The organism is Martinezella hainanensis (genome assembly GCF_900094555.1).
In the GTDB taxonomy this organism is placed as follows: Bacteria; Pseudomonadota; Alphaproteobacteria; order Rhizobiales; family Rhizobiaceae; genus Rhizobium; species Rhizobium hainanense.
The window spans coordinates 296,298-322,152 of sequence record NZ_FMAC01000002.1 but is presented as its reverse complement, the minus strand read 5'-3'; the positions used below and the strand labels follow the sequence as shown (position 1 = coordinate 322,152).

Genomic DNA, 25,855 nt, shown 5'->3' with positions numbered 1-25,855 from the left:
GTCGATGTCAACTCAATCCGGCTGACCGGAGCTACCCAGTTCGTTCAGGACCTCAGCGGCCAACAGGCGCGTGATCCTTGTTCCTCGCGCCAGTGCCAGCCGGTCCAGCCGGTCGACGATCAGCTGTGCCGCGTTCAAGGAACGCTCCATGCGATTGACGATATAAAGGACGAGTTTGTCATCGATATAAAGCTGGCGGTCGGCGAACAGCTTGACGATCACCTGCGACAGCAATTCCTCGTCCGGCTCGCCGATCTCGACCACCGTCGCAGCCTTCAGGCGCGAGCGTAGGTCGGGCAGCGTCACCGGCCAGGACATCGGCCAAAGCCGGCTTGTCATCAAGAGACTGGTGCCGTTTTCGCGGACGCTGTTGATGACGTGAAACAGCTCCGTATCGTCAAAGCCGAGGCGATCCACATCTTCGAAGAAGACAGGGCCGTTCACCGCCGCGACTGCCGCATCGGAGCCGGCGACGGGGTGGATGTGGACGGCGCCGCACCGTTCGGCCCAAATGCTCGCAAGATGCGATTTGCCCGAGCCTACGGGACCCGCCAGGATGACGACCGGCGACGGCCAATTCGGCCAGGAGTCGACGATCTTCACCGCCGCGTGCAAGGGATCGGCGACGAGCAGATCGTCACGCCCGTTTGCGGGATCGTGCGTAAAGGCCAAGGGCAGCTGCTCGGCGGCCTTGCGCCTTAGATCAGCGTTCTTTGCATCGGTCATGTCTAGCTATTCTCGGTCTTGCCGGCCTTGGCTCTGCGCGCCTTACCCGCTTCCGAGCGTCCGTAATAGAGATCGCTCTGAAGGTAGCGCGAAAGGGCGAAGCGGACAAGAACGCCGCAGGCGGCGGCGGCAGGAACAGCGATCAGCAGCCCGACGAAGCCGAAGAGTGCGCCAAAGGCAAAAAGGGCGAACATCAGCCAGACCGGATGCAGGCCGACGCTTTCGCCGACGAGCTTCGGCTGCAGCACATTGCCTTCCAGGAACTGGCCGGTGAAGAAGACGGCGAGGGTCAGACCAACCCAGATATAATCGGGCCAGAACTGCACCAGCGCGACGCCGACCGCCAGGATGAGGCCGACCAGCGAGCCGACATAGGGAATGAAGCTGATCATGCCGGCAAAGAGGCCGATCAAAAGGCCGAAGTTCAGGCCGACCAGCGACAGGCCGACGCCGTAGTAGACGCCAAGGATAATGCAGAGCGAGCCCTGCCCCCGGATGAAGCCGGCGATTGCCTGATCGATCTCGCGGGCGATCTGGCGGACGGTGGCGACATGATCGCGCGGGATCCAGTCGTCGACCTTGGCGATCATGCGATCCCAGTCGAGCAGGATGTAGAAGGCGACGACCGGCGTGACGACCATCAGCGAGATGATGTTGACCAGCGCCTTGCCGGAACTCCAGAGCTGCGCGAACAAGCCGCCGACAAAGCTCAAGCCGTCGGACATGATGCTGGAGAAATTGTCCTTGATCGCTCCGAGCTGGTTACGGATCCAGTCCGGCAGCACCATCGTCTGCGCCTTGGCGACCAATTGCTGCGCCTGCTGCACATAGGTCGGTATGTGCTGAATAAAGTCGTTGAACTGGTTGATGATGATCGGGATGACGATGGTCAGCGCCAGGGCAAAGATCAGCACGAAGGAGACGAGGATCACCACCGTCGCCATCAGACGGCTGAGGCCGATCCGCTCCAGCCGGTCGGCGACTGGATCGAGGAAATAGGCGACCGCCATGCCGGCGATGAACGGCAGCAGGATCGTGCTGAAGATATAGACAAAGGCGACAAAGACGACGAGCACGATCACCCAGAAGGTGACTTGACGCTTGAGGCTCGCCCCGCTGACCTTTTGCTCCATCATCTTCCCCGTTACTTCGCGCTCGCTTGCCGTGTGCTTAGGACATAGGATGATGCCGCAATTATGGTCAAGCCTGAGGCCGGAAATCTGCCTCAGGCAATGGGAAACGGGGAAAATCGAGGGAGTTGCGGCGCTTCCGCCTTGCATAAAGGCCCCTATCATGCAATGGCGACCCGATCAAAGCCCTGTCATAATGGACGGGCGGCCATCGGAGGCGGAAGCATGAGCCAGTCTGGAAAAAACGGTCTGACCTATAGCGACGCGGGTGTCGATATTGATGCCGGCAACCTGCTGGTCGAAAAGATCAAGCCTGCCGTCCGTTCGACGCGCCGTCCTGGTGCCGATGGCGAGATCGGCGGCTTTGGTGGCCTGTTCGACCTCAAGGCGGCAGGTTTTACCGATCCGGTGCTGGTCGCCGCCAACGACGGCGTCGGCACCAAGCTGAAGATCGCAATCGACGCGAACTATCACGACACTGTCGGCATCGACCTCGTTGCCATGTGCGTCAACGACCTGGTCGTCCAGGGTGCCGAGCCGCTGTTCTTCCTCGATTACTTCGCCACCGGCAAGCTCGATCCCGACCAGGGTGCTGCGATCGTCGGCGGTATCGCTGCCGGCTGCCGTGATGCAGGCTGCGCGCTGATCGGCGGCGAGACGGCGGAAATGCCGGGCATGTATTCCCACGGCGACTACGATCTGGCAGGCTTTGCCGTCGGTGCCGCCGAGCGCGGCCAGCTGCTGCCGTCCGGCGATATTGCCGAAGGCGACATCATTCTCGGCCTCGCCTCATCAGGCGTTCACTCCAACGGCTTCTCGCTGGTGCGCAAGATCGTCGAGCTTTCCGGCCTCGGCTGGGATGCGCCGGCTCCCTTCGCCGAAGGCAAGGCGCTTGGCGAAGCGCTGCTCACGCCGACGCGCATCTATGTGAAGCCGCTGCTCAAGGCCATCCGCGAAACCCATGCTCTCAAGGCGCTCGCCCACATCACCGGCGGCGGGTTCCCGGAGAATATTCCGCGCGTGCTGCCGAAGCATCTGGCCGCCGAAATCGATCTCGCCGCCGTCAATGTGCCGCCGGTCTTCTCATGGCTCGCCAGGACGGGCGGCGTCGAAGCCAAGGAAATGCTGCGCACCTTCAACTGCGGCATCGGCATGATCGTCGTCGTCGCTGCCGAAAACATCGCGGCCGTGAAGGCGGTGCTTGAAGCGGAAGGCGAAGCAGTCGTGACACTCGGCCGCATGATCGCTCGCGAAGAAGGTGCCCACGGCACCGTCTACAAGGGCACGCTGGCTCTATGACCACGCCGCGCAAACGCGTCGTCGTCTTCATCTCCGGCGGCGGCTCCAACATGCTGGCTCTTCTGAAGGCCACCAAGGCAGCAGACTACCCGGCCGAGATCGTCGGCGTGATCTCCGACAAGGCGGATGCCGGCGGATTGGCAAAGGCTGCCGCCGAGGACATCGCCACCTTCGCCTTCGTGCGCAAGGAGTTCGCCAGCAAGGAAGCGCATGAAGAGGCGATCCTTTCGCAACTGGAAGCCCTCTCCCCAGACATCATCTGCCTTGCCGGCTATATGCGCCTGCTCTCCGGCCGCTTCATCCAGGCTTACGAGGGCCGGATCATCAATATCCATCCTTCGCTGCTGCCGCTTTTCCCAGGCCTGCACACGCATCAGCGCGCCATCGACGCCGGCATGCGCATTGCCGGCTGCACCGTGCATTTCGTTACCGAAGGCATGGACGAAGGCCCGGTCGTCGGCCAGGCTGCCGTGCCGGTCTTGACCGATGACACGGCGGACGCCTTGGCTGCCCGCGTGCTGACGATCGAGCATCAGATCTATCCGCAAGCGCTGCGCTTGTTCGCGGAAGGCAATGTCAGAATGGAAGGTGGGAAGGCTGTGAGCCTCGCCAGAACACCTGCCGCCAATGGGCAGCAGGTGTTGTCACTACTCGGTGACGTAAGCTAATTCTCAAGCCGCCATTGCCATCAGCGGATGCAGCGTGCCGTCGCTATAGACGATGCGGCCGCCGCGGAAGGTTGCGCGGATGCGGTGAACCGAACCGGGCTCGACGGCGACCAGATCGGCGAGCTGGCCGACGGCGATCTCGCCGCGATCCATCAGACCGGCCGAACGGGCAGCGTTGGACGTTGCCGTCGCAACGGCCGCCGGCAGACCGCCAGCAACAACATCGGCGATCTTGAAGATCGCCGGCACGAAGGCTGCCGGGTGATAGTCGGCTGCGATGATGCCGAGCAGGCCGGAGCGGGCCGCGTCCAGGGCACTGAGATTGCCAGACATCGACTGGCCGCGCAGTGCATTCGGCGCGCCCATCAAGGTCCAGAGGCCACGGCGGCAGGCTTCTTCGGCGGCCGGGCCGGTGACTGGGAACTCGCTGATCGTCACGCCGAGATCGTGCATCGCCGCAACCTTTTCGACGCTGTCATCGTCATGCGAGGCGAGCGACAGCTTGTGCTTCAGCGCGAGTTCGACCACATCATGCAGCTTGCGCTCGATTTCCGGGTCCTGGCGCTGCGCGATACGCTTTGCGACGACTTCCTCGGCCGCCTCGCGCGACATGGAGCGACGCTCGGACATGCTGCGGATATAGCTTTCGATATCGTTGTATTGCCCCTGCCCCGGCGTATGGTCGGTCAGCGAGACCATGTCGACGGAGCCTTCCTCCAACAACCGTTCCAGGGTCGGAGCAGCGCCGAGATTGGTGATTTCGTAACGCGCGTGAACGCGATGGTCGATCAGGAGCTCATCGCGCAGGCTGCCGATGCCACGGATAACCGCCGAAGTGGTTTCGAGCGAGCGGACGTGACCATAGACGCTTTCGGTCGCAAAGGAGAGCGCGGCGAAGGCCGTGGTAACGCCGGCTGCCGCCAGCTTCTTGTCCAGCTCGTGGACACCGAAATCGATCGGCATCATCGCATTCGGCCGCGGCGCGATCTCGCGCTCAACCATGTCACAATGCAGGTCGACGAAGCCCGGCATCAGCAAACGGCCACCGCCGTCGAAGGTCGGCTGCTCCACCGGCTCCGAGCGAATTTCGGCAATCACGCCGTCCTCGATGCGCACCGCACCCTTTTCGACGACTTCATTGGGAAGAACGAGCGTGAAATTGCTGAGCCACATCGGCTTTCTCCTGAAACAGCGTCCATAATCGACGGAGGCTCGGAAACATTCGAATGTTTCCGGCCAGCACGCCCCGGTAAGCTCGATTCGTGACAATGTGATGAACGACGCGAAGATAGTTTCCCACCGTCGAACGGACTATCTCAGATTGGCCTCGTTCAGCACCGCCCATTGCAGCAGCATGATCGTCTTGGCATCATGAATATCGCCCTTTTCGATCATTGCCATCACGTCGGAGAGGCGAACTTCCACAACCTCGATATCCTCATGCTCTTCGGCAAGCCCGCCGCCATCGGCAACCCGGTCGGACGTATCGATCACAGCAGCGAAGAAATGGATGACCTCGGTCGAGGAACCCGGCGACGTCATGGCCTTGAAGAGGAACCGGACGTCACGCACGCGAAAGCCGGTCTCTTCCATGGCTTCGCGGCGGATCGCAGCTTCCGGATCGTCGCCGTCGAGCAGGCCGGCGGGCACTTCGATCATCCAGGCCGGCTCGCCGACCAGCTGGGCCGGCAGACGGTATTGGCGAACAAGCACCACCGTTTCATGGCTGGGATCATAGAGAAGGATGCAGGCGGCCGGCGTGCGATGATAGACTTCGCGCTTCAGGCGATGCTGTTCGCCGCGAGAATCCGTGTAATCGACCTCAAAGGTGCTGAGCCGCGTCCATTGGTCCGCCAGCGTCTTTTCGCTGACGATGTCGGCTTTCGCCTTTTCGAATTTACTCATGCCATATCCTTGCGGAGCCATACCTTGTTATCGTGGACGGCCGCGCCACCATAGGGTGCGACCGGATCGGCGCCGGTGAGCACGTTGATGCCCTCGCCGTCGACATGGGCCTTGTTCGGCCACAGACCTTCGGCAATTAGCACGCCCGGCTTCACTTCCGTCGTCACGCGTGTATGCAGACGGATATCTCCGCGCCCATTGCCGATGCGAACCAGTTCGCCGTGGGCAATGCCAAGCGTCTCGGCATCGGCCGGATTGATCATCACCTCCGGCCGACCTTCCTTCTGTCGCGACGTCTTCGTTTCCGCGAAACTCGAATTCAGGAAGTTGCGCGATGGCGAGGTCGCGAGCCGGAACGGATGCTCGGGATCGGCCACCTCGATGACATCGACCTGGTCCGGAAATTCCGGCAGTTCGACATGGGGGCCGAGCAAGCCGACGGCTGCGGGCGGCCGGTTCGGCGCCGGCTGGTTGGTCCAATCCGGGCGGAAGCGGAACTTGCCGTCGGGATGGGCAAAGCCGTTGACGAAATGGGCCTCCTCGAAATCCGGCTGGCGGTCGAACCATTTGTGCTCGAGGAAGTAATCGTAATCCGGCAGGCCACTCCTCGACAGAACCCGATCGATCATCTCGCGGGCCGAGAAGCCGAAGCCAGGGCGATCCGCGACACCGAGGCGCTTGGCGAGCTCCTCGATCACGAAGAGATTGCTGCGAACGGTCGGCGGCGGCTCGACGAGCTTGGGACCGAGAAGAATGTGGTTCTGGCCGCCAGCGCGATAGATGTCGTCGTGCTCGACGAACATGGTGGCGGGGATGACGATATCGGCCATCTCAGCCGTATCGGTCATGAACTGCTCGTGTACGGCGACGAAGAGGTCGGAGCGGGCAAAACCGCGCTTCACCAGCCGCTGTTCGGGCGCGATGTTCACCGGATTGGTGTTCTGGATCAGCATGGCGGTGACCGGGCCGCGATGGCGCAGCGCAACGGCATCGCCGGTCAAGGCGCGGCCTATCTGCGATTGGTCGATCATGCGGATATCCATATCCTTCATGGCGCGGCCGGTGAGTTCGCTCGCATCCATGCGGAAGATATCGCTGTTCGAATGAAAAGCGCCGCCGCCCTCATATTGCCAGGAGCCGAGGACCGTGGCGATCGACGCCGCCGCATGCATGGCGATCGCACCGTTGCGCTGGCGGGTAAAGCCATAGCCCAGACGGAAGTAGGTCTTCTTCGTCGTTCCCACGAGCTTGGCGAAGGCTTCGATCTCATCGACCGAAAGGCCGGTGACGCCGGCTGCCCATGCCGGGGTCTTCGACTTCAGATGCTCTTCGAGGCCGGCGGGGTCATCGGCATATTTTGCCATATAGGCGCGGTCGGCATAGCCGTCGCGGAAGGCGATGTGCATGACGGCGCAGGCAAGGGCCGCATCCGTACCCGGCTTGACGATCAGCGCCAGATCGGCCTGCTTCATCGTCGGGTTGTCATAGATATCGACGACGACGATCTTGGCGCCACGTTCCTTGCGGGACTTGATCGCGTGGGTCATGACATTGACCTGGGTGGCAACCGCATTCGTGCCCCAGATGACGACGCAGTCCGTGCGGCCCATCTCGCGCGGATCCGGGCCGCGCAGCACGCCCGTCGCCATGGTAAAGCCGGTCCATGCCGGATTGGTGCAGATCGACGAGAAGAAACCGGAATAGCGCTTGGCGTGTCGAAGCCGCTCGATGGAATCGCGCTGCACCCAGCCCATGGTGCCGGCATAGAAATAGGGCCAGATCGCCTCGCTGCCGTCCTTGGCTTCGGCCTTGATGAAGGCTTCGGCGATCTCATCCAGCGCCGCGTCCCAGGAAAGCTCCTGCCAGCGCCCCTCGCCCTTGGCGCCAGCGCGTCGCAGCGGCTTCATCAGGCGATCGGGGTGGTAAAGCCTTTCGGCATAACGCGCCACCTTGGCGCAGATGACGCCGGAAGTATAGGAATGGTCGTTGGCACCGCGAACCCGGCCGATCTTGCCGTCCTCAGTCAGATCGACCTCAAGCGCGCAGGTGGAGGGACAGTCATGCGGACAGGCGGTGTGACCTATACGCGATTTGGCTTGGATGGGGGTCGCAATGTTCATGATGTTTGTATATTTCAAGCGATGTCCGGCCACTAGAGACAATCCGGCCCATCTCAACAATTCATGCGGACTTCAACGACGATGAACTATCGGCACATCTATCACGCGGGCAATTTTGCCGATGTCTTGAAACACGCTATCCTCGCGCGCCTCGTCCGCTACATGCAGAACAAGGACAAGGCGTTTCGCGTTCTCGATACCCATGCCGGCATCGGGCTTTACGACCTTTCCTCGGAGGAAGCGCAGAAGACCGGCGAGTGGCGCGACGGCATCGGCAGGGTGCTGGAAGCGGAACTCGTGCCGCAAGTCGCTGATCTGCTGGAACCCTACCTCGCCGCCATCCGCGAGCTGAACCCGGAAGGCGGCCTCAGGCTTTACCCAGGCTCGCCGAAGCTCGCCCGCATGCTGTTTCGCCCGCAGGACCGGCTTTCGGCCATGGAGCTGCATCCGGACGACTTTCAGCGACTGCACCGGCTGTTCGAGGGCGATCACCACGCGCGAATTACCGAACTGGACGGCTGGCTGGCGCTCGGCGCGCATCTGCCGCCGAAGGAAAAGCGTGGGATCGTGCTCGTCGATCCGCCGTTCGAAGAGGAAGGCGAGTACGAGCGTCTGATCGACGGCCTGGCCAAAGCCTGGCGCCGGTTTCCGGGTGGCACCTATTGCCTCTGGTATCCGATCAAGAAGGATGCGCCGATCAAGCAGTTTCATGAAGCACTGCAGGCTTTGGAAATTCCGAAAATGCTCTGCGCCGAGCTGAGCGTCAAAAGCGACCGCGGCTTTACCGGGCTGACCGGCTCCGGTCTCATCATCGTCAACCCGCCCTTTACGCTGAAGGACGAGCTGCATGCACTCCTGCCGGCTTTGAAGGATATTCTGGCGCAGGACCGCTTCGCCTCGCAGCGCGCTTTCTGGCTGCGTGGCGAACATTGAGACTTTTCACAGACATACCCCACAGGTGATTTCATGAGACTTCTTTGCTCGTCCACCTCTCCCTTCTCCAGCAAGGTGCGTATGGCGGCCCGCCATCTCGGCATCAAACTCGAGGAAATCCACGTCGACACGAATGCCGGGCCGACGCTGCTCATCGACAACAATCCGCTCGGCAAGATCCCGACATTGCTCACTGGCGACGGCGAAGCCATTTTCGACAGCCGCGCCATCATGCATTATTTCGACCGGCGCGAGGGCGGGCTCTATCCTTCGAAAAAGAGCAAGCGCACCGAAATCGAGGTTCTGGAAGCGCTGATCGACGGCACCAATGAGTGCCTCCTGTCGATCGTCTACGAGCGCCGCCTTCGCGAGCCCGAGAAGCAGCATCAGCCGTGGATTGATCGGCAATGGACGAAGGTCGGCCGCGCCCTCACCCATCTCGACGCCGAACCGCCGAAGATCGGCAATAAGCTGCATGCCGGCCATTTCGCGCTTGCCTCCCTTATCGGCTATCTGCAGCTTCGCTTTGAAGGGCAATGGGAAGTGGACCATGCGGGATTGACGGATTGGGCACATAAGTTCGAGAAGCATTTCCCCGATTTTCCGGTGATGAAGCCGCAAGTCTGACGCCGTCCGGCTCAGCTCTGGCCGGCAGCGTCGGCCTTCACGAAATCGACGAAAGCGCGCAAAGCTGTCGGCAGTTGCCGACGGCTCGGATAATAGAGGAAGAAGCCTGGATAGTAGGGGCACCAGTCCTCCAGCACGCGGATCAACCGGCCATCCTGCAAAGCAGGTAGCGCGTGATCCTCAAACACGAAGGCAAGGCCGGAGCCATTGATAGCGGCATTCAGCATGATGTCGAGATCGCCAAGCGTCAGCGGCCCCTGCACCTCAATCTCCAGCTCAACGCCGCCGCGTTCGAACTCCCAGCGATAATAGGTACCGCCCGGAAAACGGTAGCGGATGCAGGGGTGATCCTTCAGATCGTGGGGCGTGACCGGTTGGGAGAAACGCTGGAAATGTTCGGGCGAGCCGACGATCGCCGTGCGCTGGCGGGGACCAATGGCAATTGCGATCATGTCTGCGGCGATGCTTTCGCCGAACCTTATGCCAGCATCGAAACCGGCAGAGACCGTATCCACGAGCGCATCGTCCACCACGATTTCCACTTCGATGGCGGGGTAAGCCCTCAGGAACCGTGACACGATCGGCAGCAGCACCATCTTGGCGGCGGGGCGCGGAGCGTTGATGCGCAACTTGCCATACGGCTGACCACGGAATTTATCGAGATCCTCCAGCGCATCGTCAATATCGAGGAAAGCCGGGCGGATACGATCGAACAGGCGCTCGCCTGCCTCCGTCAGCCCGACGCCGCGCGTGGTGCGATTGACCAGCCGCACATCCAATCGTTCCTCGATCGCCCGAAGCGAATGGCTGAGCGCGGACGCCGTCACGCCGAGCTCCACCGCCGCCTTGCGAAAGCTGCGGTGTTGGGCAATCGCCAGGAAGATAGCCAGATCGGTCGAACGAATACGTCGCATTGATGAGAATTTCTCAGCACTTCATGGAAGACAAAGTAGATTACCTCAACGATCCCATCAAGCTACCTTTCTCCTGCAAGCGAATTCCGCCTATGGAATTGCAAACCCACGAAGGAGAAAGTCATGCGTGTTTGGTTCATCACGGGCGCATCCCGCGGCTTCGGCGCCCTCATCGCCCAGGAAGCTCTGACTGCCGGCGACGCCGTCGTTGCCACAGCCCGCAACCCTGCCGGCCTGGCGGAGAAGTTCGGCAATCATCAGAACCTCCTGCCCGTCGCTCTCGACGTGTCGAACGAGGCGCAAGCCCATGAGGCTGCGGCTGCCGCCGTCAAACGCTTCGGACGGATCGATATCCTTGTCAACAATGCCGGCTACGGGCTGCTCGGCGCCGTGGAAGAGGCAACCGCCGAGGAAATCGAGAAGCTCTACGCCACCAATGTCTTTGGCCTGTTGAAGGTCACCCGCGCCGTCCTGCCACACATGCGCCGGCAGCGTTCCGGCCATGTCATCAACATGTCCTCGGTCGGAGGCTATCAGAGCTTTGCGGGCTGGGGCATCTATTGCTCGACGAAGTTCGCCGTCGAAGGCCTGTCCGAGGCGATGGCGGCGGAACTGCAGCCGCTCGGCATCAAGGTCACGGTTGTCGAACCCGGCTTTTTCCGCACCGACTTTCTCGACGAAAGCTCGCTCGCCGTCAGTCCGAGCTCGATTGCCGACTACAAGGACACACCCGCCGGCGCGATGCGCGATTTCGCCGCCGGCCACAATCACGGCCAGCCCGGTGATCCCAAACGGCTTGCAAAATCGATGATTACACTTGCACATGCGGCCAACCCGCCGCTGCGCATGCCTTTCGGCTCCGATACGGTCGGCGCGATCGAAGCGAAGAACAGCTATGTCGCCAAGGAACTGGCCGATTGGCGGGAACTGGCCGTATCGACGGACTTCCCGAAGGACGCCTAACAAATATCCAGCGACATCAAACAAAAAAGGCCGGGGTTTTCACCCCGGCCTTTTTTGTTCAGGCTTACGCCTTCGGATAATCAGAACTTGACGCCGATACCGACCTTGACGCTCTGCTCGTCGTAGCCACGCGAGAAGCTGCCGGAGTCGAGGTCGAAGTTCTTCTTGCCGTAGTCCGTGTAACGGTACTCGAGACGAGCCGTGATGTTGTTGGTGATGAAGGTTTCAGCACCTGCACCGACCGTGTAACCAACAGCCGTCTTGCTGTCAGACGAGGTGTCGTCGGAGAGCTTGTTCTGGCCAATTGCCAGACCGGCCGTGCCGTACAGCATGAACGGGTTGAAGTCGTAACCGAGGCGGCCGCGAACCGAGCCGTTGACGCCGTTCTTGGCGGTCAGGCCGTTGCGGGTGCTGTCGGCGCCGGAGTAGCCGAGGTCAGCTTCGATACCGTATACGATCTGGCCCTGCTGCCAGTTGTAGCCGGTGAAGGCCTGGCCGCCCCAGGCGTAAGCGTCGCCGTTGCGGTTGAAATGACCGGCGTTCCAGTCGCCAGCGCCACCGATGTAGAAGCCGGACCAGTTGTTGACGGCCGGAGCTGCTTCCTGAGCGACGGGCGGCTGCGGAATCTGCTCAACAGCGTCGGCAGCCTGAGCTGCGGTGTAGCCGCCGAGAGCGAAAGCGGAGACCATGAGGGTCTTGATAAGAGTACGCATACTTTTCTCCTTTCAGTCCCGTGTGCCCCGCTTACTGTCCTTGACTTCGAAGCGCCACGAGCAATTAAAACATATCCCTCCCGGATCGAGGTTGAAATTGGAATGCAAATGAGGAATTGGAAGAGCCAAAATATGATATCATTGTGGCACAGACGTGGCTGAATTTCGATGTTGCTTCATCGCAACAGAGGAATTGTTAACCCTAATCATTGGTTAAACCGTGTATACTTATTTTAAACTAAATATACCTCAAGTTTTACATAAGAAACCCCAAAGGGCATCATTCGCTCATGCATCTTTTCATATGGTGTATCGACGCCCTATATGAGCATCGATTGGGTAACGACGAGCAAAAGGCGATCTCTTGAGCCAGGAAAAACTACGCACGGCGCTGATAACCGGCGCCTCCAAAAGAATAGGCCTGGCAATTGCCGAGGATTTGTCGGCTAACGGCTTCGCGGTGGCGTTGCACGCCAATCAGTCCCTCGCCGAGGCCGAGGAAATTACGGCGAAACTGCGGCGAATGGGCCGGAGGGCCATTGCAATCAAGGCGGATCTGCAGAATTTGGCCGAGACATCAACCCTCATCGAAAGGGTCTCGGGTGCTCTCGGCCCGCTCGATCTGCTGGTCAATAACGCCTCCGCCTTCCTCGGCGATTCCGCCGATCATTTTGACGGAGAAGCCTTCGAGGCGCATTTCGCAATCCATGTGCGGGCGCCGTCGATTCTGGCAGCCGATTTCGTCCGGCAGCTTCCCGAACCGCATCCGGGCCTGATCGTCAACATGGTCGACCAACGTGTCTGGGCGCTCAATCCGCGCTTCTATTCCTATACGCTGTCGAAAGCCGCCCTCTGGACGGCAACACAGACGATGGCGCAAAGCTTTGCACCGCGTATCCGCGTCAACGCGATCGGCCCAGGCCCGACGGTGCGCAGCGTGCGACAGACCGAAGAGGACTTTCAAGCGCAGATCGACGGCCTCATATTAAAGGCGGCGCCGGGGCTCGAAGAATTCGGCCGGACCATCCGCTTTCTTTTTGACACGCCCTCGATCACGGGCCAAATGATAGCGCTCGATGGCGGCCAGCATCTTGCCTGGGAAACGCCGGACGTGTCGGAGAGTGCGGAATGAATGGAAGAAAGCTGCCTGATGGCGGCGTTCTCTACGACGAATCAGACGATATCGAAGACGACATCGAGGTGGAGGGCGATGCCGCCGCCTCACCCGTTGCGCCCATCGATTGGAACGAGGGTGGAAGGAACGAGACGGGGCTTCGCGGCGCCGAACTGATCGCCGAATTCGTCAAGCGGCTGCCCAACAATCCCGGCGTCTATCGCATGTTCAACGAGGCCGGCGACGTGCTTTATGTCGGCAAGGCGCGGAACCTGAAGAAGCGCGTCTCCAACTATGCCTTGGGCAAGGTGCATTCCAACCGCATCGCCCGCATGGTGCGCGAAACCGCGAATATGGAATTCGTCACCACTCGCACGGAGACGGAAGCGCTGCTGCTGGAAGCGAATCTCATCAAGCGCTTGCGCCCGCGCTTTAACGTTCTGCTGCGCGACGACAAATCCTTCCCTTACATTCTGATTACGGGCGATCATCGCGCGCCGGCCATTTTCAAGCATCGCGGCGCCCGCGCCCGCAAAGGCGATTACTTTGGCCCCTTCGCGTCGGCTGGCGCCGTCGGTCGTACCATCAATTCGCTGCAGCGCGCCTTCCTGATACGCACCTGTACCGACAGCGTCTTCGAGACGCGCACGCGCCCCTGTCTGCTCTACCAGATCAAGCGCTGCTCCGGCCCCTGTACGCACGAGATCAGCGATGCAGGCTATGGGGAGCTGGTACAGGAGGCGAAGGACTTCCTTTCGGGCAAGAGCCAGAACGTCAAGGCGCATATGGCCGAGGCGATGAATGCCGCCGCCGAGGATCTGGATTTCGAGCGCGCCGCCATTTTTCGCGACCGGCTCGCCGCGCTCTCGCATGTGCAGAGCCATCAGGGCATCAACCCGGCTGGCGTCGAGGAGGCCGATGTCTTCGCCATCCATCACGAGGGTGGCATTTCCTGCATCCAGGTCTTCTTCTTCCGCACAGGGCAAAACTGGGGCAACCGTGCCTATTTCCCGAAGGCCGATCCGTCGCTCTCTGGCGCAGAAGTGCTGAACGCCTTCCTGGCACAGTTCTACGACGACAAGCCTGTGCCGCGGCAGATCCTGCTGTCGGAGACGATCGAGGAAATCGAACTGCTCGCGGCAGCGCTCAGCGAGAAAGCCGGGCATAAGGTCGCGATTCTCGTGCCGCAACGCGGCGAAAAGCGCGATCTGGTCGAGCACGTCATTGCCAATGCCCGTGAGGCGCATGGCCGAAAGCTTGCGGAAACCGCCTCGCAATCGCGGCTGCTCGAGGGCTTCAAGGAAACCTTCAAGCTTCCCTACACACCGCAACGCATCGAGATCTACGACAACTCCCACATCATGGGCACGAACGCCGTCGGTGGCATGGTGGTGGCAGGGCCGGAAGGCTTCGTCAAAGGCCAGTACCGCAAGTTCAACATCAAATCGACCGACATCACACCGGGCGACGACTTCGGCATGATGCGCGAGGTCATGACCCGCCGCTTCTCCCGGCTGCTCAAGGAAGAAGGCAAGCCCGACCGCAGCGGCATGGCCGACGCCACGGTCGACGCCGCCGATCGCCCCTTCCCCGCCTGGCCCGACATCATCCTCATCGACGGTGGCCAGGGGCAGATGACGGCCGTGCGCGCCATTCTCGATGAGCTCGGAATCACCGACAGCGTCATCGCCATCGGCGTCGCCAAGGGTGTCGACCGCGAGGCCGGGCGCGAGCGCTTCTTCGCCCCATCGCGCGAAAGCTTCTCGCTGCCGCCCCGCGATCCCGTCCTGTACTTCATCCAGCGCATGCGCGACGAGGCGCACCGTTTCGCCATTGGCTCGCATCGCGCCCGGCGCAAGAAGGAGATGGTGAAGAACCCGCTGGACGAGATCGGCGGCATCGGCCCTTCGCGCAAACGCGCGCTTCTCCAGCATTTCGGCACGGCGAAGGCCGTGTCGCGTGCCGCCCTTTCGGATCTGATGGCGGTGGAGGGCATATCCGAAGCCGTCGCACGACAGGTCTACAACCATTTCCACGAAGACGCCGCGAAATAGGGATGGCTCGTCGCAAATTCCACGCAATAGCGGTGAAAAAACAGAAACAATATTGACGATAAACTGACCAAACCATCATCTAGGGTATGACCACCAAAAAGTGCGAAGCGGTTTTTGGGATCACGCTCAATCAAATGACTTCAGCGGGATGAGATCAACAGAGCCCCATCCGGCCTGGTCGAGACAACAGAAACGAAACGATTTCCATGGCGTCGCGCGCTTACAGTATCCCCAATCTGCTCACCTACGGCCGCATTCTCTGCGTACCCCTGATCGTTCTTTGCTTCTTCATCGAGGGCAAGCTGGAGGGTTCCGATTTCGCGCGCTGGGTCGCGCTCTGGATCTTTGTCATCGCCTCGATCACCGACTTCCTCGACGGCTATCTCGCCCGCATCTGGAACCAGACCTCGAATATCGGCCGCATGCTCGATCCGATCGCCGACAAGCTGCTGGTTTCGGCGATCCTGCTGCTGGTGGCCGCCGACGGCACCATTGCCGGCTGGTCGCTCTGGGCCGCCATCATTATCCTCTGCCGCGAAATCCTCGTCTCCGGCCTGCGCGAATATCTGGCGGCACTGAAGGTCAGCGTTCCCGTGACGCGCATCGCGAAATGGAAGACGACCGCCCAGCTCGTGGCGATCGCCTTCCTGCTGGCTGGGCCGGCGGGCGACAAGGTGCTACCTTACACGACGGAGATCGGCATAGTCCTGCTCTGGGTCGCGGCGCTTTTGACCATCTATACCGGCTACGATTATTTCCGGGCCGGGCTGAAGCATGTCGTGGATGAGGAATGATGACGAAGCTCGTCTATTTCGCCTGGGTGCGTGAGCGGATCGGCAAAGCGGAAGAGGAAATTTCCCTTCCTGCCGAAGTCGTCACCGTCGGCGATCTCCTGAGTCATTTGAAGGGCTTGGGAGAAGAATACGAGGCGGCGCTTCAATTTCCCAATGCGATCCGCGTCGCCATCAACATGGAGCACGCCGAGCACGATGAGCCGATCGCCGGAGCGCGGGAGATCGGGCTCTTCCCGCCGATGACAGGGGGGTAAGCCGATGGCTATGCAGCCGGTAGTCCGAGTCCAGCGCGAGGATTTCGAGCTTCAGACCGAGATCAACCGGCTGACCGCCGGGCGGCACGATATCGGCGCGGTCGTCACCTTCTCCGGGCTCTGCCGCGACGAAGGCGGTGCGCTCGGCGCCCTCGAACTCGAACATTATCCCGGCATGGCGGAGGCGGAGATTACTCGCATCTCCAATCTTGCCATCGAGCGCTTCGAACTGCTCGGACTGACCGCCATCCATCGCTACGGCAAGATTTTGCCAGGTGAAAACATCGTCCTCGTCATCGCCGCGGCATCGCATCGGCAGGCCGCCTTCGACGGCGCCAATTTCGTCATGGATTTCCTCAAGACATCCGCTCCCTTCTGGAAGAAGGAACATGGCAAGGATGGCGAAGAAAGTGGCTGGGTCTCGGCCAAGGATGCCGACGACGCGGCGCGCGACAAATGGTCAGGCGAGAAATAGGTCAGGGCACGATCCGCTCGCGCCGGCTTAGGACCAGCAGCAGGACGAGCAGCGAAAAAATCACGAAATCGCGCCACAGGAACGGGCCATAGGCGCCCCACATGGTTTCGGTGAGGCCGAGGAGTGCGGCACCACCGGCCGACTTCAGCGGATCGGAATAACCGCCGACCGCCGCAATCATCAGCACCTTTAGTCCGAACATCAGCCCTGCCCCGAAATCCATCGTTCCATAATAGGAAGTAGCCAGCAGGCCGCAGATGGTCGCGACCACGGCTGAGGCGACGTAGGCGAGCAGGAAGACGCGATTGGCGCTGGCGCCGCACAGTTCGGCGGCGAGAGCATCGTCGGTGACCGCCCGCCAGATACGGCCCCAGCCAGTACATTTGAGGACATAAGCACCCGCAAGGATGACAAGAATCATCAGCACGGTGTTGAGCAACTGGATCTCGGTGAGCGTCACGCGGAAATCGCCGCTATCCCAGAAGACGACGGCATCGTTCAGGAAGGGCGGCAACCAGATGCCGCGCGTATTGGCGGCGAGCCGCGCGGTCTCCATCAGGATAATCATCATGCCGAGTGCCGCGACGATGACCGTATTCGGAGACTTGCGCGACAGCGGCAGCATGATCGCGCGGCCAACCAGAAAGCTGGTACCGACCGTATAGCCGACGGCGATGACGGCGCCAAAGGTGAAGGCCGCAGGCAGGACGAGATACATCTTGGTGTAGCCGACATCCGTGAAGAGCACGAGCATCTGGCCGGCAAAGGCGAAAAGTGCGCCGTAGGTGATGTCGGCCCGCTTCATGACCCCAAATGCGATGGAATAACCGAAGGCCAGCGCCGCATAAAGTGCAGCGAGCGGAATGGCATTCGCCAGTTGCTGCAGAAGATAAGCCATTCCACTCCTCCGAAGAACAAGCAAATAGTAACTGGCAAAATTCATTTTACCAGTTATAATTTTCGCCATGAGCTTTTCCTGGACCCCACATCGTTTCTCCGGTGGCGCGCTTGCGCTCGATGTCGCCAACAGCGTGATCCTGCGCCATGACGACGAACGCCGCATCGACCGCTTTGAGGCGGCGGGACAGATGGACAATTTCCCGAAAGCGGCCGCCAATTTCTGCGCCGAACGGGCACTCTTCGGCGATATCTTGCCGGTGCAGCGGGAAAACAGGGCCGATTTCATTTCGTTGCGCGAGACGATTGATCGCTACTTTCGGACACGTGTTCTCGGCGAGGCTGCAGACCTGCTGCTCGCCGATCTGCTGGCTGCGTTGGCGAAGGTTCTGAAACGAGCCTCATCCGATGGGCTCGATGCGGCGACCGTGCATTCGACGTTGCGCCTGATCGCCATGCCCGATCCGGAACGGATGAAAATATGCCGTAACTGCGGCTGGCTCTTTATCGACCGCAGCAAGAACAAAAGCCGCGCCTGGTGCGACATGGCAGTCTGCGGCAACCGTGCCAAGGCCAGCCGACACTACCGGCGCAAGAAGGAGGAGACTGCGCCATGACAATAGGAAGGATTATGCTGACAACGATCGGCGTTGGGATGATCGCCGCACTCGCGCTGGCCGGCTGCCAGAGGAAAGACGACGAAGGCCCGACCCAGCTCACCGGCCGCCTCTTCGTCTTCAACTATCGCGTCGCAAGCGCGAGCTACATGATTACGCTCAAGAAGATCGCCCCGATCCCCGAGGGAACCACGGCCGTTGCGGAGTTTGAAAACCCTGCTGGCGGCGATCCGCTTGTCGTCAACCAGAAGATCTATACGTTCTGGGACAAGATCACGCTCGAAAGCCCGGACCTGCGCTGCGTCCGCAAGGACCGCCCTTATTCCGTCTCGATCAAACTGGTCGATGCCAGCGACAAGACGATCCAGACCATCAAGACCGAGGTCAAATCCGATCTCGACCAGACCGTGCTACCCACGAAGCCGCTCGTCGTCGGCCCCGCCTACACAGCCAACCCGGACATCTTCAAAGGTGACGGCAGCGCCGATTACGGGAAGGATACAGCCTGCCCGGCGTGAAAAAAGCCGGGAAGCGATCCCGGCTTTATTGAGTCATTTCAAATCGTTCAGCGCTGGAGCTGAAAGGCTGATTCAGCCGACGATTTCGGTTTCCGAGAACCAGTAGGCGATTTCGACGGCAGCCGTTTCCGGAGCGTCCGAGCCATGAACGGAGTTTTCGCCGATCGAGAGGGCGAAGGTCTTGCGGATCGTGCCTTCGGCAGCGTTTGCCGGGTTGGTCGCGCCCATGATTTCGCGGTTCTTCAGGATGGCGCCTTCGCCTTCCAGGACCTGAACGATGGTCGGGCCGGAGGTCATGCCTTCGACGAGTTCGCCGAAGAACGGACGTTCCTTGTGAACGGCGTAGAAGCCTTCAGCTTCGCGCTTGCTCATCCAGACGCGCTTGGAGGCGATGACGCGCAGGCCGTTGTCTTCAAAAACCTTGGTGATGGCGCCGGTCAGGTTGCGCTTCGTTGCATCCGGCTTGATCATCGAGAAAGTACGTTCAATCGCCATGGGTCCATTCCTTGTAATCAGAGAAAAGTGGGCGGTCTTTACCTGCCCCAAAGCCCGAAAACAAGGGGGATCGCCCAATTTCACGCCGCTGTCACAGTACGGATGGCTGATTCGCGATCTCTAGGGGCGGCGAAGCGGCCGCCGATCATCGACCTTAGCGATAACATCATCACCACCACCATGGAGGAGACGCATATGCTCAGACATTTCAGAATGCTTGCCGACTATAATCGCTGGGCCAACGCTCAGGTCTATGACGCCGCGGCGGATCTCAGCGACGCGGAATTCCATGAGGATCGCGGCGCCTTCTTCGGTTCGCTACACGGAACGCTTAACCATCTACTGGTGACGGATCGGCTGTGGATGCACCGCTTCAACGGCACAGGCGAGGCTCCAGCCGCGCTGGGTGTCGTTCTACACGAGGATCTGGCGGAACTTCGTGCCGCCCGCAAGGCCGAAGATCGGCGCATCACCGACTGGATCGAGACGCTCGACGACGCGGCCCTAGCCGCTGACGTCACCTATACATCCGTTCTCCGGCCCGGTGCGATCACCCACCCTCTTCATCTGGCGGTCGCGCATATGTTCAACCACCACACTCATCATCGCGGCCAATGCCATATGATACTGACGTCAATGGGCAAGCCGTCTCTGGTACTCGATCTCCTGCATTTCCTGCGCGGCGAAGGGCAACACTGGATGACAACATGAAGCGAACCGATATTGATCGGCTTCGCCCAAGCGTTGAGCGCATGCCTCATTTTGTTGCGCGAGCACACACATAGACCGTTTTGTTCATGTTCCCTTAACCTGCCAGCCTGCAGATTGATAAGATATATCAGCTCACGGTCAGAAGCAGGCATGAAGAACTCGCAGACAAGCGTTTCGGCATATTCCATCGATGATGATGAAACGGAAACCGAGCTTGAGGTCATCGGCCGCTTCATGACGCGGCTGAAGATCAAGAACCTGCCGCGCAATTATCAGCTATTTTACGAGGCGCTCTATGGCGAAGACCGCTGTCTTGCCGAAGAGATCGAGGCGCTCGGTCCCCTTCCCTCGCAGGGCGGGCTCGACGAGATCGGGCTGAAACATCGTCTGGTCAGCCATTGCGGGCTGGTGGCGCGCAAATCCGAAAGCGATGCGGCCGAAATGCTCCGTGAAGTGGCCGATCAACTCGCCAAGGGACTGCGGAAGAAGCAGCATTTCGCTCGCGAGATCGAGGCGGCACCGCATGCCGATGCTGCCCTCGACAGCCTCAACGCCTCGCTCAGCAACCTCATGCTCTATGAAACCGAGCTGACCGAGCGGCTGAGGAACTGCGCAAACCTGCCGAAATCGTCGCGCAGCACCGGCGTCTGAACGCTTTCACGCTCTTGCCTTCGGCGCCGAGTTCGGCCAAAACCGCGCCATGATTTCGATTTCAGACCTTTCCGCCCGCATTGCCGGCCGTCTTCTCATCGACCATGCCAACGTGACGCTTCCGGCGGGCACGAAGGCTGGCCTCGTCGGCAAGAACGGCGCCGGCAAGTCCACGCTGTTCAGGATCATCACCGGCGATTTTGCCGCCGAAAGCGGCTCGGTCTCGATCCCGCGCAATGCCCGCATCGGCCAGGTCGCGCAGGAAGCGCCGGGAACCGAGGAACCGCTGATCGATATCGTGCTCGCCGCGGACAAGGAGCGTGCAGCATTGCTTGCGGAAGCAGAAACCGCGACCGATCCGCATCGCATCGCCGATATCCAGACGCGTCTTGCCGATATCGACGCACATTCGGCCGAAGCGCGCGCCGCCAGCATCCTTGCCGGCCTCGGCTTCGACCATGAAGCGCAGAAGCGCCCGGCCTCATCCTTTTCCGGCGGCTGGCGCATGCGCGTGGCTCTTGCAGCCGTGCTGTTTTCCGAGCCCGACCTGCTGCTGCTCGACGAACCCACAAACTATCTCGACCTTGAAGGCACGCTCTGGCTGGAGGATTACATCCGCCGCTATCCGCACACGGTCATCATCATTTCGCACGACCGTGACCTCTTGAACACGGCGGTCAATTCCATCGTCCATCTCGACCAGAAGAAGCTCACCTTCTATCGCGGCTCCTACGATCAGTTCGAACGGCAGAAGGCCGAGGCGGACGAGCTGCAGATGAAGGCGAAAGCGAAGAACGACGCGGCGCGCAAGCACCTGCAGAGCTTCATCGACCGTTTCAAGGCCAAGGCCTCGAAAGCCCGGCAGGCACAATCCCGCGTCAAGGCGCTGGAGCGCATGGGCACGGTCGCGGCCGTGATCGAAGACCATGTGATGGGCTTCAGCTTTCCGGAGCCGGAAAAGCAGCCGGCCTCGCCGATCATCGCAATCAGCGGCGGCGCCGTCGGCTACGAGCCGGGCAAGCCGATCCTGAAGCGCCTGAACCTGCGCATCGATGCGGACGACCGCATCGCCCTGCTCGGCTCGAACGGTAACGGCAAATCGACCTTCGCGAAGTTCATCTCCGGCCGGCTTGGTGCGGAGAGCGGTGAAGTCCGGCTCGCGCCGAACCTGAAGATCGGCTTTTTTGCCCAGCACCAGCTCGACGACCTCATTCCCAACCAGACCGCCGTCGAGCACGTGCGCCGCCGCATGCCGGAAACGCCGGAGGCGAAGGTGCGCGCACGCGTCGCCCAGATGGGGCTTGCGACCGAGAAGATGGACACGCAGGTCAAGGATCTCTCCGGCGGCGAGAAGGCTCGCCTGCTGATGGGCCTTGCCGCCTTCGACGCGCCGAACCTTCTGATCCTCGATGAACCGACGAACCATCTCGATATCGACAGCCGCAATGCGCTGATCCAGGCGCTGAACGATTATTCCGGCGCGGTCATCCTGATTTCGCACGACCGCCATCTGATCGAAGCCACCGTCGACCGGCTCTGGCTGGTGCGCGACGGCACGGTTTCAAACTTCGACGGCGATCTTGAAGAATACCGCAGTCTCGTTGTCGCCAGCCCGAAGTCGAAGGACGACAAGGCCAAGGCTGCTGTCGGCGACGACTCCGTTTCGAAGGCGGATCAGCGCAAGCTCAATGCCGATCGACGCGCTTCGCTCGCGCCACTCAAGAAGAAGATCAACGAAATCGAATCCTTGACCGGCAAGCTTGAGAAACTGATTCAGGCGCTTGATGTGGAACTTGCGGACCCCGCCCTCTACGAGAAGGCACCGGCAAAGGCCGCGGAAAAGGCAAAGCAACGCGCCGATGCCGCTGAAAAGCTCGTTGCAGCCGAAGAGCAATGGCTTGAACTGTCTTCGGAATATGAAAGCGGCATGGCCGGCTGAAAACCTTACTGCCCCTTAACGAATTGGGGCCTTATCCTAACCGTTCATTAACCATAACTGCAGAAAATGCGCTCAACTTTCATAGACATATTGTTGAGCGATTCTGATGAACTACCGTGTTTTGCTGGTTGGCCTTGCTGTGTCCCTGGCTCTCGGAGGATGCGCTACGAAACCGGGCAGTGAAGCCTCGCTCAAGAGTGGCTATGCCGCCGAAGAGCCGCGCCACAAGCCGCTGAAGGCCAATGATCCCGTGGAGATGGAGCCGAAGAAATGGCTCGTCGCCGATCTCGAAACCCGAGATGATCTGGCAAGCATGAACGGCCCGCACAATCTCGCTGGCCGCACGCTGGAGGTCTCTTCACTCAAGGATATCAGGCTCGCAGACAAGGAGGTCATCCTGACCTTCGACGATGGTCCGGCTCCCGGCAAGACGGAACGCATTCTTGCCACGCTCGACAAGTTCGGCGTGAAGGCCGCCTTCATGATGGTCGGCGAAATGGCGCAGGCTCATCCGGCGACGGCGCGCGAGGTGCTCGCGCATGGCGATGCGATCGGCAGCCATACATTCCGCCATCCCGATCTCGACAAGATGACTTTCGACGCGGCGATGACCGAGATCGCTCGCGGCAAGGATGCCGTCACAAAGGCGATCGGCACGGATGTGCAGTTCTTCCGCTTCCCCTATCTTGCCGACTCCAAGCGCCTGCGCGCCGCCATTGCCGCCCGTGACATGGTCGTCATGGACGTGGATATCGACAGCAAGGATTACTTCACCTCCACGCCTGCCTCGGTGGTCGATCGCACCATGAAACAACTCCATCAGCGCGGCCGCGGCATCGTCCTCATGCACGACATCCACCAGCGCACGGTCAGGATGCTGCCTGTTCTTCTCAGCCGCCTGGAGAAAGAGGGCTACAAGGTCGTGACGTTGAAATACCGGCGCGAGCCGGCTCCGGCGACCAATCTCGTCGCACAGGCCGATACCAAAATGGTCCGCTGAGACGGGTCAATACCGAAAAATCGATGACGAATGCGGGCGCGGATGCACGGTTGCTTCCGCGCTCTTATTTTGGTTTGCTGAGCCCTCGCCACTATCAGCAATAGAATCCGGAGCCGCCATGCACCTCCACCTCGAACGCGACGACGATCCGCAAACCCTGCAATTCGTCGCCAAAATGGATGCGGACTCTGAGCGGCTGCTGAAGACGCCAGAATTCGAGGCGGATCGCATCGCGATCAAGGAAATGATCGAGCGCGAGGACCGGCTGATCGCCACGACCCGGCGCGGCAACTGGCTGTTCGATTTTCATCGCAGCGCCGATCATCCGCTCGGCCGATGGTATCGGCTGCCGGCGGATCTTGCGCCCCTGCCCGACGCACCCTGGGAGCCGATCTTCGATCTCGATGCCTTCTGCGCACAGGAAGACAGGAAATGGCTCTGGCGCGGCGCGATCACCTGCCCCTGGGAGCCGACGCGGGTGCTGCTTTGCCTTTCCGATGGCGGTTCAGATCCCATCCGGCTGTTGGAATTCGACTGCGAGACGAAAAGCATCGTCGAAGGCGGCTTCGATACGCCGGCGGTTCGCAGCCATGCGACCTGGCTCAGCCGCGACGAAATCGCCTATTTCGGCTCGATCGACCGCGAATCCTCGACGCGCTCCGGCTGGCCGCGCGTCGGCCGTCGCCTGAAACGCGGCCAATCACCTGCGGATGCTCCCGTCCTCTATGCCGCCGAAGACAGCGACATCTATGGCTCCTGTTCGATCTTCGACCCACAGCTTGCCGATCTTGCAGCGGAAGGTGAGGCCCGGCCGATCCGGATCTTCAGCGCGGGTCATGAAATCGGCAGCGCCAGTCACTTCATCGAGGATCGGGACGGTTCGCTGCGACAGATCGATTTGCCTGATGATATCGAATTCGGATTCAACCATTCCCATCTCGTCTGGCTTGCCAAGACCGACGAACGCATCCCCGCCGGCAGCCTGGCCTTGCAGCCCCTGCCGCGAGAGCCGGGGACAGCTGGCGCCGATGCGAGACGCATCCTGTTTTCGCCCAACGAGCGGCAATCGGTTTCGCAATTCCTGCTCATGCGCGAATGGTGCGTCTTCATCGTCTCGGACAATATGCGGTCGCATCTCTTCGTCCTTGATCTGACCAAGGCCGATGCCGAGATCCGCGAAATCACGCTGCCTGAGGATGTTCAGACCGTGTCGGCCGCGCCGCTCTATTCCGATCTGCACCTCGGCGACGACACGCTGCAGGTCTATGGCGCCGGCTTTCTGCAGCCACCTTCCTCTTACCGGCTGGATCTCAGCGATCGCGGGGCGCCGCTTGAACTCAAGCACATTGCCAGTTCGCCGACCTATTTCGACAACGAAGGCATGACCTCCATCCTGCTGGAAGCCGTCTCGGAGGACGGCACGAGGGTGCCTTATCATATCGTCCTGCCAAAAACCTGGACCAAGGGCGAACTGCCTGTCCTGATGTACGGTTATGGTGGCTTCGACATCGCGCTCGGCCCCTATTATTCCGGCGTCATCGGCCGCTGGCTCGAACAGGGTAACGCCTATGTGATGGCCTATATTCGCGGTGGCGGCGAGTTCGGACCGAACTGGCACCGCACCGCCAAAGGGCACGGTCGCCACAAGGCCTTTGCGGATTTTGCCGCTGTTGCCCGCGATCTCGTCGCTCGCGGCTACACAAAGCCCGCCCGCATCGCCGGAAACGGCGGCAGCAATGGCGGCCTGCTGACCGGGGTCATGACGACGCGCTATCCGCGGGATTTCGGCGCGATCTGGTGCGAGGTGCCGGTCCTGGATATGACCCGCTTCCATGTCTTCCCCGCCGGGAAAGCCTGGATCGACGAATACGGCGACCCCGACAATCCGGCCGACCTTGAATATCTGCAGTCCTATTCGCCGCTGCATAATGTGAAGCCGGCTTCCGAGGCCCCCTATCCGTCGATCTACATCGAAAGCTCGAGCAATGACGACCGTGTGCATCCCTCGCATGCCCGGCGGTTTGCGGCTCAGTTGGAAGCGCTCGGCCATCACCCGCTGTTCCACGAATTCGGCTCGGGTGGCCATGGCGGTGACGGCGCTTCGACGGAACGCGCGACGCGTACCGCGCTGGGCTACAGCTTCCTGCGGGAAACGATCGTGAAAGGCAAAAGCTTCTAAAGCACGTCGCGATCTTTCAGATTCGCGTCTCGCGCTTTAGGTCTTTGTTTTGCGCATGTCGTTGTCGCAAAACCGCTGCACACTTTTGCGCGACATGCTTTAGGCCCGCCTTCCGGTTCCGAGCGAAAATCAATGGTTGCACTCGCTTCCGATACGCTT

At 60.8% G+C, this 25,855-nt stretch carries 26 protein-coding genes; 17 read left to right on the top strand and 9 right to left on the bottom strand.

Annotated features, from left to right (window positions below; translation table 11 throughout):
* Nucleotides 1-12: 12 nt before the first annotated feature.
* Nucleotides 13-726 (bottom strand): DnaA regulatory inactivator HdaA, encoded by a 714-nt coding sequence (gene hdaA, locus GA0061100_RS07960; RefSeq protein ID WP_075852205.1) that lies wholly within the window; start codon nucleotides 724-726, stop codon nucleotides 13-15.
* Between the two features lie 2 nt (nucleotides 727-728).
* A complete protein-coding gene (locus GA0061100_RS07955) occupies nucleotides 729-1,859 on the bottom strand; it encodes an AI-2E family transporter (RefSeq protein WP_075852204.1) in 1,131 nt (376 codons plus the stop codon).
* A gap of 222 nt (nucleotides 1,860-2,081) precedes the next feature.
* On the opposite strand from GA0061100_RS07955, the gene purM reads away from it, so the two are divergent.
* Entirely contained in the window at nucleotides 2,082-3,155 is a 1,074-nt protein-coding gene (gene purM / locus GA0061100_RS07950) for a phosphoribosylformylglycinamidine cyclo-ligase (protein ID WP_075852203.1), read from the top strand.
* Nucleotides 3,152-3,823 carry a phosphoribosylglycinamide formyltransferase gene (gene purN, locus GA0061100_RS07945; RefSeq protein WP_075852202.1) on the top strand — a complete coding sequence of 224 codons (672 nt, stop codon included), beginning with the start codon at nucleotides 3,152-3,154 and terminating at the stop codon, nucleotides 3,821-3,823. The genes purM and purN overlap by 4 nt, the downstream gene beginning before the upstream one ends.
* A 3-nt stretch (nucleotides 3,824-3,826) precedes the next feature.
* Here the strand turns inward: purN and GA0061100_RS07940 are convergent, their stop codons facing one another.
* The 3 genes from GA0061100_RS07940 to GA0061100_RS07930 form a co-directional block, all read right to left on the bottom strand.
* Complete coding sequence (locus GA0061100_RS07940; RefSeq protein ID WP_075852201.1) at nucleotides 3,827-4,996, bottom strand: alpha-D-ribose 1-methylphosphonate 5-triphosphate diphosphatase; 1,170 nt, start codon at nucleotides 4,994-4,996, stop codon at nucleotides 3,827-3,829.
* 138 nt (nucleotides 4,997-5,134) lie between these two features.
* Nucleotides 5,135-5,728, bottom strand: coding sequence for an NUDIX domain-containing protein (locus tag GA0061100_RS07935; protein WP_075852200.1), 594 nt, complete (start codon nucleotides 5,726-5,728; stop codon nucleotides 5,135-5,137).
* A complete protein-coding gene (locus GA0061100_RS07930) occupies nucleotides 5,725-7,848 on the bottom strand; it encodes a molybdopterin-containing oxidoreductase family protein (protein WP_208621521.1) in 2,124 nt (707 codons plus the stop codon). The genes GA0061100_RS07935 and GA0061100_RS07930 overlap by 4 nt, the downstream gene beginning before the upstream one ends.
* Before the next feature lie 81 nt (nucleotides 7,849-7,929).
* On the opposite strand from GA0061100_RS07930, the gene GA0061100_RS07925 reads away from it, so the two are divergent.
* Together GA0061100_RS07925 and GA0061100_RS07920 are read left to right on the top strand one after the other, a co-directional pair.
* Complete coding sequence (locus GA0061100_RS07925; RefSeq protein ID WP_075852198.1) at nucleotides 7,930-8,781, top strand: 23S rRNA (adenine(2030)-N(6))-methyltransferase RlmJ; 852 nt, start codon at nucleotides 7,930-7,932, stop codon at nucleotides 8,779-8,781.
* Nucleotides 8,782-8,814: 33 nt separating this feature from the next.
* Nucleotides 8,815-9,408, top strand: coding sequence for a glutathione S-transferase (locus GA0061100_RS07920; RefSeq protein ID WP_075852197.1), 594 nt, complete (start codon nucleotides 8,815-8,817; stop codon nucleotides 9,406-9,408).
* A gap of 11 nt (nucleotides 9,409-9,419) precedes the next feature.
* Here GA0061100_RS07920 and GA0061100_RS07915 read toward each other — a convergent pair whose 3' ends face one another.
* On the bottom strand, nucleotides 9,420-10,322 hold the full coding sequence (locus GA0061100_RS07915; RefSeq protein WP_075852196.1) for a LysR family transcriptional regulator: 903 nt from the start codon (nucleotides 10,320-10,322) through the stop codon (nucleotides 9,420-9,422).
* A 123-nt stretch (nucleotides 10,323-10,445) separates the two neighbouring features.
* On the opposite strand from GA0061100_RS07915, the gene GA0061100_RS07910 reads away from it, so the two are divergent.
* Nucleotides 10,446-11,285, top strand: coding sequence for an oxidoreductase (locus GA0061100_RS07910; protein WP_075852195.1), 840 nt, complete (start codon nucleotides 10,446-10,448; stop codon nucleotides 11,283-11,285).
* An 80-nt stretch (nucleotides 11,286-11,365) separates the two neighbouring features.
* On the opposite strand, the gene GA0061100_RS07905 is transcribed toward GA0061100_RS07910, so the two are convergent.
* A complete protein-coding gene (locus GA0061100_RS07905) occupies nucleotides 11,366-11,998 on the bottom strand; it encodes an outer membrane protein (RefSeq protein ID WP_075852194.1) in 633 nt (210 codons plus the stop codon).
* A gap of 364 nt (nucleotides 11,999-12,362) precedes the next feature.
* Between GA0061100_RS07905 and GA0061100_RS07900 the strand changes: the two genes are divergently transcribed.
* The 5 genes from GA0061100_RS07900 (at nucleotide 12,363) to GA0061100_RS07880 (ending at nucleotide 16,689) form a co-directional block, all read left to right on the top strand.
* A complete protein-coding gene (locus GA0061100_RS07900) occupies nucleotides 12,363-13,130 on the top strand; it encodes an SDR family oxidoreductase (protein ID WP_075852193.1) in 768 nt (255 codons plus the stop codon).
* Nucleotides 13,127-15,166: an excinuclease ABC subunit UvrC gene (uvrC, locus tag GA0061100_RS07895; protein WP_075852192.1), complete on the top strand. Its 2,040-nt coding sequence runs from the start codon at nucleotides 13,127-13,129 to the stop codon at nucleotides 15,164-15,166. Before GA0061100_RS07900 ends, uvrC begins: the two co-directional genes overlap by 4 nt.
* 206 nt (nucleotides 15,167-15,372) lie before the next feature.
* Nucleotides 15,373-15,960, top strand: a complete 588-nt coding sequence (pgsA, locus tag GA0061100_RS07890) for a CDP-diacylglycerol--glycerol-3-phosphate 3-phosphatidyltransferase (RefSeq protein ID WP_015339389.1) — start codon at nucleotides 15,373-15,375, stop codon at nucleotides 15,958-15,960.
* Nucleotides 15,960-16,214 (top strand): molybdopterin converting factor subunit 1, encoded by a 255-nt coding sequence (gene moaD / locus GA0061100_RS07885; protein WP_075852191.1) that lies wholly within the window; start codon nucleotides 15,960-15,962, stop codon nucleotides 16,212-16,214. Before pgsA ends, moaD begins: the two co-directional genes overlap by 1 nt.
* 4 nt (nucleotides 16,215-16,218) lie before the next feature.
* Nucleotides 16,219-16,689: a molybdenum cofactor biosynthesis protein MoaE gene (locus GA0061100_RS07880; protein ID WP_075852190.1), complete on the top strand. Its 471-nt coding sequence runs from the start codon at nucleotides 16,219-16,221 to the stop codon at nucleotides 16,687-16,689.
* A gap of 1 nt (nucleotide 16,690) precedes the next feature.
* Here GA0061100_RS07880 and GA0061100_RS07875 read toward each other — a convergent pair whose 3' ends face one another.
* Entirely contained in the window at nucleotides 16,691-17,587 is an 897-nt protein-coding gene (locus GA0061100_RS07875; protein ID WP_075852189.1) for a branched-chain amino acid ABC transporter permease, read from the bottom strand.
* Between the two features lie 67 nt (nucleotides 17,588-17,654).
* Between GA0061100_RS07875 and GA0061100_RS07870 the strand changes: the two genes are divergently transcribed.
* A complete protein-coding gene (locus tag GA0061100_RS07870; RefSeq protein ID WP_075852188.1) occupies nucleotides 17,655-18,203 on the top strand; it encodes a CGNR zinc finger domain-containing protein in 549 nt (182 codons plus the stop codon).
* A complete protein-coding gene (locus tag GA0061100_RS07865) occupies nucleotides 18,200-18,721 on the top strand; it encodes a hypothetical protein (RefSeq protein WP_075852187.1) in 522 nt (173 codons plus the stop codon). The genes GA0061100_RS07870 and GA0061100_RS07865 overlap by 4 nt, the downstream gene beginning before the upstream one ends.
* 72 nt (nucleotides 18,722-18,793) lie before the next feature.
* On the opposite strand, the gene ndk is transcribed toward GA0061100_RS07865, so the two are convergent.
* Nucleotides 18,794-19,216, bottom strand: coding sequence for a nucleoside-diphosphate kinase (gene ndk, locus GA0061100_RS07860; RefSeq protein WP_075852186.1), 423 nt, complete (start codon nucleotides 19,214-19,216; stop codon nucleotides 18,794-18,796).
* 195 nt (nucleotides 19,217-19,411) lie between these two features.
* Here ndk and GA0061100_RS07855 point away from each other — a divergent pair, with 195 nt between their 5' ends.
* The 5 genes from GA0061100_RS07855 to GA0061100_RS07835 all read left to right on the top strand — a co-directional run bounded on the left by GA0061100_RS07855 (nucleotide 19,412) and on the right by GA0061100_RS07835 (nucleotide 25,696).
* Nucleotides 19,412-19,927: a DinB family protein gene (locus GA0061100_RS07855; RefSeq protein ID WP_075852185.1), complete on the top strand. Its 516-nt coding sequence runs from the start codon at nucleotides 19,412-19,414 to the stop codon at nucleotides 19,925-19,927.
* Between the two features lie 150 nt (nucleotides 19,928-20,077).
* The gene (locus GA0061100_RS07850; protein ID WP_075852184.1) at nucleotides 20,078-20,578 is read left to right on the top strand and encodes a hypothetical protein; all 501 of its coding nucleotides are present in this window, start codon (nucleotides 20,078-20,080) and stop codon (nucleotides 20,576-20,578) included.
* A gap of 49 nt (nucleotides 20,579-20,627) precedes the next feature.
* On the top strand, nucleotides 20,628-22,517 hold the full coding sequence (locus GA0061100_RS07845) for an ABC-F family ATP-binding cassette domain-containing protein (protein ID WP_075852183.1): 1,890 nt from the start codon (nucleotides 20,628-20,630) through the stop codon (nucleotides 22,515-22,517).
* A gap of 106 nt (nucleotides 22,518-22,623) precedes the next feature.
* On the top strand, nucleotides 22,624-23,517 hold the full coding sequence (locus tag GA0061100_RS07840; RefSeq protein ID WP_075852182.1) for a polysaccharide deacetylase family protein: 894 nt from the start codon (nucleotides 22,624-22,626) through the stop codon (nucleotides 23,515-23,517).
* A 118-nt stretch (nucleotides 23,518-23,635) separates the two neighbouring features.
* On the top strand, nucleotides 23,636-25,696 hold the full coding sequence (locus GA0061100_RS07835) for a prolyl oligopeptidase family serine peptidase (RefSeq protein ID WP_075852181.1): 2,061 nt from the start codon (nucleotides 23,636-23,638) through the stop codon (nucleotides 25,694-25,696).
* Nucleotides 25,697-25,855: the final 159 nt, after the last annotated feature.